A 14,764-nucleotide genomic window follows, 5' to 3' on the forward strand; every position below is an offset into this window, starting at 1 on the left:
GGCAGCGCAAAAGCAAGCGTCTGCAGGCAGGAAGGTGGGGATAAGGAGATGCCGAGTCTATGCGGGGCGAACGCGTGGGTCAAGAATTGTTCACCCTGATTCGTGATCAGAGCCCCAATCCCAAGGGGCGACTAGCCAGTCCGGCAGCAGGCAAAACAGGACTCAGGCTACCGAAGATCCTTTGCTTCGGCTTCCTCTTTTGCTTTCATCGCCACTCGCTCAGCTTGCACCCAAGCTCGCAGCGAATCCACTGGCCGCAGCGAAACGGCCTCCTGCCCGTCCTTTGCTGAGTCTGTTGCTGGACTTGCTTCGGAGTCCTTCGCTGAATGATCAGGTGACGGGCCCTCGTTGGCCGCCAAATCAGGCGTCTGAGCGGACTCCTGTCCCATACTTTGACGCACCCAGGCTCGCAGCGCATCAGCAGGGGACGGCTTGACAACGCTTTCTTCTGCAGCCACCTGAGCGCGAGGACGTGGAACCGAATCGACTCGGATCGCAGCGCCGGATGGCTTGGCTTGGGGTCCGGGGGGACCAGCTTGATCGATGCGCTGCTCTGGCGACTCATGGCGACGCACAGTGGAGACGCCTTCGGGAGTTTGCTGCCGGGGTGCACTGGTTTCTAAGCTGCTTTCTGCACTGGCCACAGCACTGGATGGGCCGGCCTGAAGCTTCGCCGCCGCCGCTTCGACAACCGGCTTCCTGACGACCGGCTTTCTGACGCTCGGCAGCGCGGACACTGGCGGGGCGACTGCATCGGCAACATGAACCAACAGGCCGCTGCCAAACCCCGCATCCAAAATCTCCGCCCCCCAGAAGTCAGCGTTCAGGACCTCCGCGTTGGCAATCTCGGTATGCACAAGCTCTGGATGCACACGTTCTGCGTGCGCGAATTCTGGACTGACCAATGATTCTGGACTGACCAATGATTCTGGAACGGACTCGCACGCGGAAGCCGGTGATGTGGAAGCAGCAGGCTGAGACGTGACTGAAGGATCAGTCGCCGCCGGTTCGTGATCCATCCCGCCTGCGTTTGCCTCCCCCTGGATGATCACCGTTTGATCGGCGGCCTCCATTTTTTCCGGGGGCGGCGGGACAAACCCTGGTTGCTGCCCCAGCCAATCACGCGCCCGAGCCTCATCCATCGATGGGTCAGCCTGTTGGCCTTCGCGTGGCCGCGGTGGTTTCTGCGGGGGCCTCAACTCTGGCTTCTGCTCTGGATTCTGCGCCGGCACTCCGTCCCGTTTTCCTGCTTTTTGTGTTTCCCTCTGCTTTGCCGCCACGTCGCGCTCCATAAGCTGGTTCGGAACCGAACGGTCGGATTGCCCTTGCTGCTCAGCGGCCTGAATCGGCGGGGCGGCCTGACTTGGTGGGATCGCCTGACTTGGTGGGATCGCCTGACTTGGTGGAATCGCCTGACTTGGTGGAATCGCCTGACTTGGTGGAATCGCCTGACTTGGTGGAATCGCCTGACTTGGTGGAATCGCCTGACTTGGTGGAATCGGTGGCGCGGGCCTCACAGGCGGCTGCTGATGCTGAGCATCAACGCGCACCAGTGGCTCCGTCTCCTTTTCAACTGCCTCCGTCTCCCTTTCCGCCCTGGGACGCGGTTCAGACGCGGGCTCCTTGGTTGCCGGCCGATGAGCGGATAGCGCCGCTGGCTGCTGATGGAACGATTGAAAATGCATCCGAGCCGCGTCTTCCTCGGCTTGCCGCTGCTGAAACTCAGCACTGCTTTCAGCCGAAGAACCGAACAACCTGCGGGCCAAGTCCATCAATCGCACTCTCAAGCTGGAACGCCTGAAACGAGGCTCGGGCTGGCGCTCAGGTGGACGGTGTGCTGCAGGGAGACTGGATCGATCACGCACGCTAGCTTCAGCCCCAGCGTTGCTTTGTGACACTGCACCGGTGTGCGGCGCTGCACCAACATGCGATGCGCTACCAAGATGCGATTGCCCGTGGTCGGGTGGGGCAACATTGAAATCAGCATTCTGATCGCCATGCGATTCCTGCCTGGATGAGCGCTGGCCCGTCGCTTGCAGATGCTGAACATCGTCAACCGTCATCACTCGTTTTTTACGCGAGAGCAAGGGCTGCGGGCGCGGGGGATCAGGTGGATCGATCACATTGGTTTTCAGGGACGCATCGGTGGCGGACGCTGTGGCTCGCTCAGTGACGACCTCGTTTGCCTCGGCGGCTGGCTCGGCTGCTGGCGGTGCTACCTCGGCGGCTCGCGGTGCCAATGGCTTTGGAATCGATCCCCAATCGCTGGAGCTGGACGGATGCTGACCAACGGCAGGTTGCTGACCCGCGCTAAGGCTGCCACCGGTCACTCGCACTTCCTCACTGACGGGCTCAATCGACTCGAGGCTCTCCCTTTGCGTTTGCGATGTCCGGCTGCTGGCAGGCTGAGGCTGCCTGGACGATCTTGAATTCGAATCAGCGGTCATGCGTTTTGACCCCTGGCCAGCCAAACCGGTTTCAGCATCATCAAAACGCAACGGCTGCGGCGCATTGTGCTGGCGCGAGGCCTGACGTTCAGCCTGCGCGGCATAGTGCTCGTAGTCGCGTTGCAGCCAATTCATGCGATCGAGAAACCACAACTTGCCGACGGTCGATGCGAAGACGCCAGCGATAGTCCAGGCGACATTCAGCGTCACCAATCCAGCCAGCATGACGACTCCACCGATGCCGACAATCAGCATGGTTGCGAACACAATCGGATAATGATGGGCATCCACCTGATGACGATCCCGGTCAAGCCACAATCGTTCTCCCAAAACTCCACGACTCATCCAATTGTCGGTTGAATCAGGTGGAGCGAAAAAGCGCGCCGCCAGCCAGACCCACGCCATCACCAAGGCAATGGGGATCAAACAGTACCACTGCAACCAAGCACGACTCCAAACAGCCAGCGCAACCAACGGGAGTGCGGTCACGCGCGCCCAGCCAGTGTACGGATTGAGATGCCGTTGCCACACGGCCTCGTTCATCCCCATCGCGCGTTCGGTAAATTGATCCAATTGCTTCATAGCCACCAGTCATAAAAATTGCTCTGTCATCGCTAGTTGGTCGACTGCCAGAGAAGGCACATGAATGCAAAATGGACGGACGTCGGTAAATGCCCGCCGTCAACGGACTATGTTGCCGAGAGTGCAGAAAGTCCCAAGCCGCGGGCGTCTTTGCCACCGCCTGAACGGGCTGGCCCGAACGACTGATCGGGGCTGCCCATGAACCCGCCACTGATCAATCGAGCACCGACCAGCCCCTTTGAAAGGCTTGTCACCATCGGTCGACTGTAACGCTCAGAGCGATCGAAGCGAAATGAACTGCTGTAACGCGTGATCAGGCAAAGAGAAGAGCCGAGACGACATCGCCCACCGCATTCTGCCAGCTCCCTTTTCCACACAGCGTTTGCCCACGTGATCTTGCCGAGGCCTGAACGGGGCGAATTCCCCAGCGAAATTCCCGACCAAGCCACAAAAAAATCGCTTTAGATGGCCCAGAACAGCCAATCGCCGCTTGCAGAAACCGGATTCCTATTGGATACTTCGCCTCCAATCCGCAAGTCGTAAAGATTTGCTAGAGACCCAAAGCCGAAGTGGCGGAATTGGCAGACGCGCTGGATTCAAAATCCAGTTGGAGCAATCCAGTGAGGGTTCGAGTCCCTCCTTCGGTACTCCTTGTGAGTCAAGGACTTAGGAAGCATTTTCCTAGGTCCTTTTTTTGTGCGCCCACCGCGAGGGTGGCAAAAGGAGGCCAGCATTGCAAACGGGTTGGATTCGTATCGCTCGTGAGAGCACCGCGTGTGGTCAAAAAAGTCTCCAACCTCTTTCTCCGGCGACATGCTGTCTCAGCTCGATTGACGACTGAGTGAGGTGGCCCCGAAAATCCCAGGCCACATCATTCCAATGAAGCAGGCTCCTGAGACAGCGAAAGAAATCATCAGCGAAGAGCAGCTTGGCGGTCCTCTTCGATCCTCTCGCCGCGCAGCCTGAACTTGCTTTCTCGACAACGCTTCGTACTATCCGGGGCAGCACCGGTGAGTCCCCTGCTGCGCAGTCAATGGCAACAAACGTCAATTTGAGCCAAAACCGCCGACCATCACCTCGGCCGAGACCAAGCCATTCGAATCACCTCAAAGCTCCGCAATCCCCAATCAAAAAGCTCGTTCAACTTTTTTGACCTCACACGATCCGTCAGGTGCATCGCAGGTGTGAGCATCGTGAATGTTCGGCTATCGAGTGAATGAACAGGTTGCAGAACATGTTTAATAAGTGCACAGCCAACTGCCAAAGCCTGTCTATTACCTGGTGTCCGTAAGGGGGTATCGTGAACATGCTCATTGCGTGTGAACCCTTGGCAGTGGAATGACTGGTACACACATCGAAGAATCGCGCGATCGCGTGGCGATGTCCCCGTTAACGTCTTCCACCAAAAACTTGCGACTCCCGGCAATTGTGGCGAAACCGGGAATGAACCACGAAGGACGCGAAGAGCACGAAGAAGGGAATCACAATCATCCTCCGGGGGCTGCCCCCAGTCTTGAATGCCTGAACGCCGAAGGTGTTCTACCCCATAGCCCAGGGTCGCGCAGCGCACCCTGGGGACAGGCCCCACACATCGTCTCCGAACGCCGTAGGTGTTCTACAAAGGGTCCTGGCAAGCCCATCAGAATGCAAGCAACTCCAAGGCTTCTCGCCCAAACCCTCGTACCAAAAATCGTAGGGTATCGTGCTTGCACGCACCACTGCTTTGAAAATCTTCGAATTCGGTAGAACGACTGCCCCCCAAAAACGAAATCTAACACTCGTTGGTGCTGCGTATTGGTTGGTACGTGCAAGCACCCCACACGCCTTCCATCAGACGCCGGGCGGGTCGGTTGTTGGTCAAGCCATTTCAATCCACTTGGCCAATCAAAAGACTCCTTCGACTTTTCTGACCTCACGCGATCCGGTCGATCTGTTGCCGGGAAAATTGGCCTCGACGGCGAACGATTGCCGGGCTCTTGCGTAGCACCGGTAGCGTGCTGGCCAATGAGCCCGCTAAACTAGGTGCATCCGCCGAAAATCGGTTTCGCGGAGAGCCTTCAAGTCACTTTCACTCGCAGACGTTTCACTACCATGAACCTTGGTCTGAACGCTTCGCGCCGTCACCTGCTCTCGCTCAGTTGCCTTGCCACAGCCTTGCTATACTGCACGGGTTGCTCGCAATTGATGCCTGGCCCACCAGCCCCTGCCGCTGACGCTGATCCCGAATTCACCACCACCGATTCGGGCCTGAAGTACCGAATCCTGCGGCAATCCGACGGCGTTAAACCCAAACCTGGCCAACACGTGAAGGTCGATTACGAGGGACGCCTGGATGACGGAACGCTGTTCGATAGCTCCTACCAAAAGGGCACGTCGGCCATTTTCTCGTTAGACGACGTCGTCGCCGGCTGGACAGAAGGCCTGCGTTATGTCGGTGAAGGCGGCATGATCGAGCTAGAGATCCCGTCCGAACTGGGCTACGGCGCCGCAGGCAAACCGCCAACGATCCCACGCGATGCGACGCTGCATTTCACGGTGGAATTGATTCGCGTCTTTCCGCATCCGCGATGATCTGCTGCTAGCGCGCCGATGACGCTTGGCGAACCCAGCCCCGCGAACTGCGGAGAACGCGGAACAAGCTGCGTGCGGCCAAGGCAATCCTCTCGACTCTGGCGAACCTCTTGACGCGCCGCAGCCTCTTAGTGTACAAACGACACTATCATTCACCTTCAACCATGGTGCTGCGATGCTCGATTCCCACAGCGTCCTTCGTCAGATTTATGGCACCCCGCTGGGGCTGTTAACGGATCTCTACCAACTGACCATGGCACATGCTTATTGGAAGACCGGCGGAGCGGAGAGCGAAGCCGTTTTTCACCTGTTCTTTCGCAGCAATCCATTTGGCGGTGGTTATGCGATCAGCGCCGGATTGGATCAGGTCATCGACTACTTCAATGACTATCAATTTGACGCCGCAGACGTTGCCTATCTGAGTGAATTACGAGGCAACGACGACAAGCCGCTCTTTGAACCCGGATTCCTGACCCATTTAAAAGAGCTTCAACTGCAGTGTGATTTGGACGCGATCCCCGAAGGCACGGTCGTGTTTCCACACCAGCCGCTGCTGCGTGTCCGGGGACCGTTGATCCAGTGCCAGCTCTTGGAGACGGCACTGCTAAACATCATCAACTTTCAGACCTTGGTCGCAACAAAGGCCAGTCGCATCACCAGCGTCTGCGGTGACGACCCGGTGCTTGAATTTGGCTTGCGACGCGCTCAAGGAATCGACGGGGCGCTCTCGGCGAGCCGAGCGGCGTTCATTGGTGGCTGCGCCGCAACATCCAATGTCTTGGCTGGCAAACTGTTTGGCATCCCGGTCAAAGGCACACACGCCCACAGCTGGGTGATGTGTTTTGACAATGAGCGAGAAGCCTTTGAGACCTATGCCGACGCAATGCCCAACAACTGCGTGTTCTTGGTGGACACCTACGACACATTGCAAGGTGTTCGCCACGCGATAGACGTCGGCCAGCGCTTGAAAGAAAGGGGACACCAGATGGTCGGCATCCGGCTGGACTCTGGCGACTTGGCCTACCTAAGCATCGAGGCCCGCAAGTTACTCGATGAAGCAGGTTTTCACGACGCTGCAATCGTGGCCAGTAATGATCTTGATGAACAGATCATTCGCAGCTTGAAAGAGCAGGGCGCTCAGATCTCGGTCTGGGGCGTCGGCACCAAACTCTCGACCGCGTTTGACCAACCGGCACTCGGTGGCGTTTACAAGTTGAGCGCCATCAAACCGACCGGTGGTCAGTGGCAACCGAAAACTAAGCTCTCTGAACAGGCGATTAAGACCTCCACGCCCGGCATTTTGCAAGTCCGCCGTTACTTCGATGATCAAGGGGCACAAGCCGACATGATCTTTAACGAGTTGGATGGCGCATCGGACGATTGTGTCATGATCGATCCCCTGGACCCGACTCGGCGCAAAACCTTTGCCAGCGATCAGAAGCACGAGGACTTACTCACCCCCGTGTTCCGAAACGGAACACGGGTCTGCGAACGCATTTCCCTGGCGAAGATTCGAACTCGACGCGAGCAACAGTTACAACAGTTTCACAGCGGTATCCGCCGGCACACCTACCCGCACCAGTATCCGGTCGGACTGGAAACCAAACTGAACGAGTTGAAAACAAACTTGATCCTGCAGGCACGGTAACCCGTGCCACCGACGGGCATTTCCAATGCCGCAGTCGCAAGCAGGAATTTGCCTCAGCAGGCCGCCCAACAATCGAATGGGAAACAGTGAACACCAGCTATCAGTATCCACGGCCTGCGCTGACCGTCGACTGTGTTGTCTTCGGGATTGGCGCTTCCGATGCGGCAACTCGAAAGTTGCAGGTACTGTTGATCCAGCGAGACCTGCCACCTTTTAAGAACGCCTGGGCGCTGCCCGGCGGCTTTGTTCGCATCAATGAGTCACTCGACCAAGCGGCGGCTCGGGAATTGCGTGAAGAGACCGGCCTGTCAAAGGTTTACCTAGAACAATTCCACACCTTTGGCGATCCGCAGCGAGATCCACGTGAACATGTGGTCTCGGTCGCCCACTTTGCGCTTGTGAATTTGTTTGACCACAAGGTGCTTGCTGCGACCGATGCTCGGGACGCAGATTGGTTTGATGCTGACCAGACGCCGAAACTGGCCTTTGATCACCAACTGATTCTGACTTCCGCATGGCAGCGACTTCAGCAAGCGGTTCGCCAGCGGCCCATCGGCTTTGAACTACTGCCACGAGAATTCACACTAACGCAATTGCAACAGCTTTATGAAGTGATCCTCAACCAGTCACTCGACAAACGAAACTTTCGCAAAAAGTTGCTGGCGATGGAATTGCTGATCGATACACAGCGCAAACAAACCGGCGTTGCTCATCGAGCCGCAAAGTTGTACCGATTTGATCGAACCAAATACCAGCGACTTCAGAAAGCGGGATTCCACTTTGAGCTCTAATCGGATCACACACCGTTGTCGGTGCTTTCAGACCTTTTTTAACAGCCTGCAACCTTCCCATGAACACTTTGATCCTTGTCGACCTGCAGTACGACTTCATGCCCGGCGGCAGCCTGGCTGTTCCCCAGGGCGACGAAGTCGTTGGCATTGCGAACAACTTGATGCCTCAGTTCGACCTGGTCATTGCGACGCAGGACTGGCATCCCTCGGACCACTTGAGTTTTGCAAGTCAACATGCCGGCCAGGCTGTTGGCGACTTGATCCAGCTCGATGGGTTGCCGCAAGTTTTGTGGCCGGATCACTGCATTCAACAGACGCCCGGCGCACAACTGCACCACTCGCTTGAGCAGCAACGCATTCAACACATTGTCCAAAAAGGGACAGACAGAACCATCGACAGCTACAGTGGCTTTTTTGACAACGGCAGGCGTCAGGCAACCGGCCTGGGCGAACTGCTGCAACAGCATCAGGTCGATCAGGTGTCCGTAATGGGACTGGCAACGGACTACTGCGTGAAATTCACGGCGTTAGACGCAGTGCGACTGGGACTAAACACCCAACTGATCCTGGCGGGCTGCCGAGGCGTCAATTTGCAGCCGCATGACGTGCAGCAGGCCATCGAAGACATGCGCTCAGCGGGCGTCAGGATCCTGTCCTAATCGCGTCCAGGCGGGGCTTTTTCCGCCAACCAAAAACCCCACCTTCAGCAGACACCACTCCGTCCACAATTGCTACAATGCAGGCGAGACTAGCAAGACACTCGTTTTCCTTGGCAGACAGTTGCGATGGGCCGATCCGAGACTCGCAAAGAAAAGTTACGCAAACTGATGGGACGCCTGTCCGCAGTCGGCGCGTTCTCCAAAACACAAGCCAAAGCCCAATGTCCTGAGCTTTCGCCCCAATTCGTCAGCGTGGTGCTAGACGACTTGGTGCGTGAGGGAATCCTGGACCGCTACGGGACAAAGAGTGACGAAACATTTACGTGGCGAAACGCTCAAGTGCGAGTGGACCCTTCGCACTGGATTGAGCGCAAAGTGGAAGGCAACCAAGTTTTAGCTCAACCGGAACAGGAACGTCCTCGTGAAAAGCTGCTGGCCACCGGAGCAGAGCAGCTAAGCGATGCTGATTTGCTGGCCATTCTGATCCGAGTCGGCGTCAAAGGCGAATCGGCCATTCAGGCGGGTCAGCGACTGGCCCGAAGCTTCGAACAAAAGCTGTCTGACCTGCGACGGAGCTGCAAACAAGAATTACGAGACATCAGTCCCGCCGTCACGGTGACCAGTTACGCAGCGATTATGGCAGGCATCGAACTTGGCCGCCGGGTGGCGGACCACGAGATCAAGCAGCGTTGTGAACAGACGCCAATCACCAGCACTTCAGCGGCCGTGGAATTCTGTCAGACCGCTTTTGGCGGGCTGGCGCGCAGTGCGGTTCAAGAGGAGTTTCATATTGTCACGCTGAGCACCAAACACCTTCCCATCAATACACACCTCATCACACGAGGGACCTTGGACGCCAGTTTGGTGCACCCGCGTGAAGTCTTTCGGCCGGCGATCCGCGATTCGGCGGCCGCGGTGATTTTGGTGCACAACCATCCCTCGGGCGACCCGACTCCCAGTCGCGAAGATTTCCAGGTCACTGACAGGCTGACCGAAGCTGGAAAGTTGATCGGGATTACGGTCTTGGACCATATCGTCGTCGCCTCGCAGGCCTGCGTCAGCATCCGTGAGCTGAGCTGAACTTGCGTTGCACTGATAAGCTGAACTTGCGTTGCACTGAGAAGCTGAACTTGCGTTGCACTGAGAATTCGTTCCCAAGGCTCACTACGGCAAGATTTCTCGCCTCGAACACCTTCGCAAAACCGGCTGCCAGGGAGTATCATGCGAACTTGTTGACGAAGGGAGTCGTTGACTTGTTAAAACCAGTCCTCTGTCTTCATTGTCTCGAAGTCCCGAAATGCCTCTGTTTCGCTTGCGTTCGCTGAATGTCCGGTCACTGTTTATGGCTGCGTTGATTGCAATGGTCACCCTTGCAATCACAGCACTGGGCCCGCAACCGGTTTCTGTCGCACAACCGCCTACGGACAAAGCCACATCCACGGTGACAACGGATGCCGAGCCGGGGCATCGCGACGACGCCATGCGTGACCTGCAACAAGATGAAGCCAGTAACAACGTGCGTGCGTATGGACACTGGGGCGACCTGCCTGAGGGCTATAGCAATTGGACCAACCACACCAATCGCCTGGTCCCAATTTACACCTTCGGGATCACGCTTTCCTCCTTGCGTGAACAAGGCAGTGTGTATGCCGACCCCAAGCGATTGTCCGAATTAGCTCAACACCCCTCGAGCAATGAAAGCCTGAATCTGCAGGCAACCTATTATGACCAGACGGATCTTTACCGCCTGCAAAAACACGCCGTCGAGCAAGGCTATAACAACATTGTCATGATTGTGTTTGATGGCATGGACTGGCAAACCACACGTGCGGCAGCCTTGTATCGCAATGGCGCCGATGTTTATCAAAGTGGTCGCGGGAGTGGACTTGCCTTTCAAGATGACTTTCACGTGGTGACGGATTTCAGCTCCATCGTCACCAGTGCGGCAGCCAGTGGCGCGAAAACGGATGTCGATGCGCAGCGTGTGCTCAGTGTCAAGCAATCCCATTACTTCGGCTACGACCCGCGTCTCGGTGGCCGGTGGGCTTGGTCGGAACGAGTCGGTGACCAATACATCGAAGGCCGTGATCGCTTACGTCCACACGCCGTGACCGATTCGGCATCCTCGGCGACATCCATGTTCAGTGGGATCAAAACCTACAACGGATCGATCAACTACACCGTTGATGGCGAACAAGTCACTCCGCTTGCTCGTGAGCTTCAGTCCGAGCAAGACTTCATGGTCGGACTGGTCACCAGCGTGCCAGTCAGTCATGCCACTCCAGCGGCGGCCTACGCCAATAATGTTGCCCGAAAAGACTATCAAGACATCGCCCGTGACCTGTTGGGACTTCCCTCGAGCGCCCATCGCGAGCATCCGCTCTCCGGTGTTGACGTGCTGCTGGGCGCTGGATGGGGTGACGAAACCAAAACCGACGCTCAGCAGGGCCAGAACTTTGCCAACGGCAACAAGTACATTCACCAAGCGGACGTGGAACAAGTCGACTTGCAAAACGGTGGTCGGTATCGCGTCGTCCAGCGACAAGCCGGTGTCGATGGCAGTCGCAGCTTGCTGAAAGCCGCTCAACAGGCTGCCGATAACGGTGATCGTCTGCTGGGACTGTTCGGGAACGCTGCGGGGCACTTGCCGTATTCAACAGCCGACGGCAATTTCAATCCTGCCGATGATCAACGCAAAGCGGAAACCGTGACGCAGGCAGACATTGATGAAAACCCCTCGCTCGCCGAGATGACCGAAGCGGCATTGACGGTGCTGGAACAATCGGTCGACGGGTTCTGGCTGCTGATCGAACCGGGCGATGTCGACTGGGCCAACCATGCCAACAACCTTGACAACAGTATCGGTGCCGTCTTCGAGGGCGAGAAGGCCTTCAAGAAAGTCGTCCAGTGGGCAGACGAAAACGAGACCTGGGATCACACGGCCATCATCATTACCGCTGACCACGGACACTACCTGGTCATCGACAAACCCGAAGCGATCGCCAACGCCGGCAAATAAGCCCCGCCAGGTGATTCATCCACCGTTTTGGCGTTCGCCACGGTTCATCGACGGCCACGTCGTGAATCAAAAAACCGGCCCCAACAGCCAGCGGCGAATGAGACATCAGCCGTTTTGACTTCTGCATCGATTCGCCCGGCTGATGGAAAGCGGCTACAATGGAGCCGCTTGTGTGCCCTCCCTCCGCCCTCCTGCTTTTTCTTGCAGTGCTCCGATGATGCCTTTGCAATCGCCCCGTCTGTGCCAGTTATTCGTCTTCTTGGCCGCTCTTTTTCCGGTATGCCAGTTGGCGTCCGCCGAACCAGAGGTCGACTACGCAAAAGACATCTATCCGATTCTGGAAACCCATTGCCTCGGCTGCCATAACAGCGATGAGGCAGACGGTGAATTGGTGATGGACGACTTTGCGGCCATGATGCGTGGAGGCGAAAAAGGCGTGGCATTGACCGCCGGCGAACCCAACAGCAGCCGAATGTTCCTGATGGTCAGCGGCAAGATGGATCCGGTCATGCCGCCAGAGGATGCGGAGGGACTAAGCGACGAAGAACTGAAACTCATGGCAACCTGGATCGAACAGGGTGCCAAGGGCCCCAGTGGACCGATGCCGATTAAGCGCAGCCTGCGCACGCCGATCATCAAGGCCAATCAACAGGTCGCACAACCCATCACTGCGGCAACCCTTTCCACTGGCGGCGACTTGGTCGCTGTGGCTCGCTTTGCAACCGTTCACGTGATGCAGGGAGACGTTGAGTCTTCCATCCGTTTGAATGCGGACGACAAAGGCAAGATCAACTCACTGCAGTTTTCTCCGGACTCAAAAACCTTGCTCATGGGTTCGGGCCTGACGGGAGTCTACGGGCGCGCGGCGATCTACGACTGGAAATCTGGCCAGCTGGTCCAAGAATTCACCGTCGGTGGTGACACACTTTATGACGCGGTCTTTTCACCCGATGGCAACACCGTTGCGGCAGCCGGATACGATGCTGTGATTCGGCTTTGGGATGTTGCCAGCGGCAAGCAACTCGGCGAACTGAAGGGGCACAATGGAGCGATCTATGACCTGGAGTATTCGCCCGATGGCGCGGTACTGATCAGTGCCAGCGCCGATGAGACCGTCAAGGTCTGGAACCCGCAAACCATGCAGCGTCTGGACACGCTCAGCCAACCCGAAGGCGAAGTACTGGTCACCAAAGTCACCAAGGATGGCGCACACATCTTGGCGGGCAGTGCTGACAATCGGATTCGCATTTGGCAACTCAAATCGAAAACAACCCCCGCCATCAATCCGCTCGTTGCGGCTCGCTTTGTTGATGAATCTCCGGCCGTGGCGATGGACTTCACGCCCGATGGCAGGCAACTGCTGGCGGTCTTTGAATCTGGCAATGCCAAAGTCCTGAGCACCGTCGACTGGCAACCGGTCGCCTCGCTCGATCGCTTGCCTGATAGTGCCACCAGTGTCATGATTCGTCCTGATGGCGGCACGGCGTCGGCAGCCCTCATGAACGGCCAACTGGCAACGATCACCTTGCCCACCGCCAGCGCAGGGCCCGATGACAAGCCTAAACAGCAAATCGCCAAAGTCTATCTGCCTTCCAGTGAGCCACTGTCCATGTCGGAAGCCGAAGCTCGCCAGGCCGCGACCAAACAACCCGTGGAATCGGCACGCGGATCGATCCCGTTGCCCGGCCATAGCCTCGTCAATGGTCAACTGAGTGACAGGGGTGAAGTCGATTGGTATCAATGGGACTGCCATCAAGGCGAAGTCTGGGCAATCGATGTCGATAAAGCCTCCGGCAGTAAACTTGATCCGATCGTGACCATCACGGACGTTGCCGGCAAACCGGTGATCCAAGTTCGCTTGCAGGCGATTCGCGATTCTTACTTTACCTTCCGTGGCAAGAACAGCGATCAAACGGACGACTTTCGTTTATTCAACTGGCAGGAACTTCAGCTCAATCAGTACCTGTATTCTGCCGGGGAAGTGACGCGACTAAAACTCCATCCGCGTGGCCCGGATTCAGGGTTCAACGTGTACCCAGGGCGTGGCAAACGCTGGACGTACTTTGGCACCAGCGGCGCCACACACGCGTTGGGCGAACCGGCCTACATCGTTCAGCCGATGGCTCCGGGTAGCGAGCCCATGGCCAATGGCTTGCCAACCTTTGACGTGCCCTATCAAAACGATGACGATCCGATGCGAATGGCGGGCACCAATTCGCGTTTACTGTTCACGGCACCTAGCGATGGACCGTATCGCATCGCCGTGCGTGACACGCGTGGGGAAGGCGGCGAGAAATACGGCTATCAACTGAGAGTTCGTCCCGCCGAACCCAAGTTCAATCCGAAAGTCAGCGCGCTTAGCAAGGAACTCTTTCCGGGCACGGGTCGCGAGATCGGCGTCAGCGTGGATCGCTTCGATGGCTTTGATGGCCCCGTCACATTTGAGATCGATGCGCTGCCCGATGGACTGATTAGTAACTTTCCGGTCACCATTGAATCCGGCCAGCAATCTGCTCAGGCAGTTGTCTGGGCCACACCCGAGGCGGACGCCAAACTGCTATCTACCGAGGCAGCAGCGACGGCCAAAGTCACCGCGTGGGCGATGATCAACGGCCAACGCATCGAAAAATCCGTCGGCGACCTGGGCAAGCTTGTGGTCTCTGCCAATGCACCCAAAGTTTCCGCGACGATCGCACGCACCAGCGATCCGGCGGATCAGAACGTGGCTCGTGACCTGTTGATTCAAATCCCCCGAGGTCAGACCGTTTCGGCACGAGTCGTGATTCAACGTGCCGAAGGGTTCAACGGCCAGGTCTCGTTTGGCAAGGAGTTCTCAGGTCGCAACCCCAGCCATGGTGTGTATGTCGACAATATCGGTCTCAATGGACTGCTGATCGTTGCCAACGCTTCCGAGCGAGAGTTCTTCTTGACGGCAGATCCAACGGCCACGCCGGGCAAACGTGCGTTCTTCCTGACGGCCGCTGTCGACGGTGGCTTGGCAACGCATCCTGTCACCGTTGAAGTGCTGCCGTAGCCAAACGCGTCAA

The 14,764-nt window shown here is 57.3% G+C and carries 9 protein-coding genes and 1 tRNA gene; 8 read left to right on the forward strand and 2 right to left on the reverse strand.

Annotation, left to right across the window (positions count from 1 at the left end; translation table 11 throughout):
- Positions 1 to 167: 167 nt before the first annotated feature.
- Positions 168 to 3,029, reverse strand: coding sequence for a DUF6653 family protein (locus SV7mr_RS25590; protein WP_419187599.1), 2,862 nt, complete (start codon positions 3,027 to 3,029; stop codon positions 168 to 170).
- 107 nt (positions 3,030 to 3,136) lie between these two features.
- Positions 3,137 to 3,286 carry a hypothetical protein gene (locus SV7mr_RS25595; RefSeq protein ID WP_419187600.1) on the reverse strand — a complete coding sequence of 50 codons (150 nt, stop codon included), beginning with the start codon at positions 3,284 to 3,286 and terminating at the stop codon, positions 3,137 to 3,139.
- Between the two features lie 306 nt (positions 3,287 to 3,592).
- Here SV7mr_RS25595 and SV7mr_RS18805 point away from each other — a divergent pair.
- The 8 genes from SV7mr_RS18805 to SV7mr_RS18840 all read left to right on the forward strand — a co-directional run bounded on the left by SV7mr_RS18805 (position 3,593) and on the right by SV7mr_RS18840 (position 14,751).
- Positions 3,593 to 3,676: transfer RNA gene (locus tag SV7mr_RS18805), tRNA-Leu, on the forward strand.
- 1,444 nt (positions 3,677 to 5,120) lie between these two features.
- Entirely contained in the window at positions 5,121 to 5,600 is a 480-nt protein-coding gene (locus SV7mr_RS18810) for an FKBP-type peptidyl-prolyl cis-trans isomerase (RefSeq protein ID WP_145275622.1), read from the forward strand.
- Positions 5,601 to 5,775: 175 nt separating this feature from the next.
- A complete protein-coding gene (locus SV7mr_RS18815; RefSeq protein WP_145275624.1) occupies positions 5,776 to 7,248 on the forward strand; it encodes a nicotinate phosphoribosyltransferase in 1,473 nt (490 codons plus the stop codon).
- An 86-nt stretch (positions 7,249 to 7,334) separates the two neighbouring features.
- Complete coding sequence (locus tag SV7mr_RS18820) at positions 7,335 to 8,039, forward strand: NUDIX hydrolase (RefSeq protein WP_145275626.1); 705 nt, start codon at positions 7,335 to 7,337, stop codon at positions 8,037 to 8,039.
- Between the two features lie 59 nt (positions 8,040 to 8,098).
- Positions 8,099 to 8,698 carry a bifunctional nicotinamidase/pyrazinamidase gene (pncA, locus tag SV7mr_RS18825; protein ID WP_145275628.1) on the forward strand — a complete coding sequence of 200 codons (600 nt, stop codon included), beginning with the start codon at positions 8,099 to 8,101 and terminating at the stop codon, positions 8,696 to 8,698.
- Between the two features lie 126 nt (positions 8,699 to 8,824).
- Positions 8,825 to 9,778: a RadC family protein gene (radC, locus tag SV7mr_RS18830; RefSeq protein WP_145275630.1), complete on the forward strand. Its 954-nt coding sequence runs from the start codon at positions 8,825 to 8,827 to the stop codon at positions 9,776 to 9,778.
- Between the two features lie 217 nt (positions 9,779 to 9,995).
- On the forward strand, positions 9,996 to 11,717 hold the full coding sequence (locus SV7mr_RS18835; RefSeq protein WP_419187601.1) for an alkaline phosphatase: 1,722 nt from the start codon (positions 9,996 to 9,998) through the stop codon (positions 11,715 to 11,717).
- A gap of 214 nt (positions 11,718 to 11,931) precedes the next feature.
- The gene (locus tag SV7mr_RS18840; protein WP_419187602.1) at positions 11,932 to 14,751 is read left to right on the forward strand and encodes a c-type cytochrome domain-containing protein; all 2,820 of its coding nucleotides are present in this window, start codon (positions 11,932 to 11,934) and stop codon (positions 14,749 to 14,751) included.
- Positions 14,752 to 14,764 lie beyond the last annotated feature (13 nt).

This window comes from Stieleria bergensis, from assembly GCA_007745635.1.
Taxonomy (GTDB): Bacteria; Planctomycetota; Planctomycetia; order Pirellulales; family Pirellulaceae; genus Stieleria; species Stieleria bergensis.

Excerpts from the sequence above, each read along its gene's own strand:
- SV7mr_RS18840 (WP_419187602.1), top strand. The coding sequence starts at position 11,932 with ATGATGCCTTTGCAATCGCCCCGTCTGTGCCAGTTATTCGTCTTCTTG.
- pncA (WP_145275628.1), top strand. The coding sequence starts at position 8,099 with ATGAACACTTTGATCCTTGTCGACCTGCAGTACGACTTCATGCCCGGC.
- SV7mr_RS25595 (WP_419187600.1), bottom strand. The coding sequence starts at position 3,286 with ATGGTGACAAGCCTTTCAAAGGGGCTGGTCGGTGCTCGATTGATCAGT.
- SV7mr_RS18815 (WP_145275624.1), top strand. The coding sequence starts at position 5,776 with ATGCTCGATTCCCACAGCGTCCTTCGTCAGATTTATGGCACCCCGCTG.
- radC (WP_145275630.1), top strand. The coding sequence starts at position 8,825 with ATGGGCCGATCCGAGACTCGCAAAGAAAAGTTACGCAAACTGATGGGA.
- SV7mr_RS25590 (WP_419187599.1), bottom strand. The coding sequence starts at position 3,029 with ATGAAGCAATTGGATCAATTTACCGAACGCGCGATGGGGATGAACGAG.
- SV7mr_RS18835 (WP_419187601.1), top strand. The coding sequence starts at position 9,996 with ATGCCTCTGTTTCGCTTGCGTTCGCTGAATGTCCGGTCACTGTTTATG.
- SV7mr_RS18810 (WP_145275622.1), top strand. The coding sequence starts at position 5,121 with ATGAACCTTGGTCTGAACGCTTCGCGCCGTCACCTGCTCTCGCTCAGT.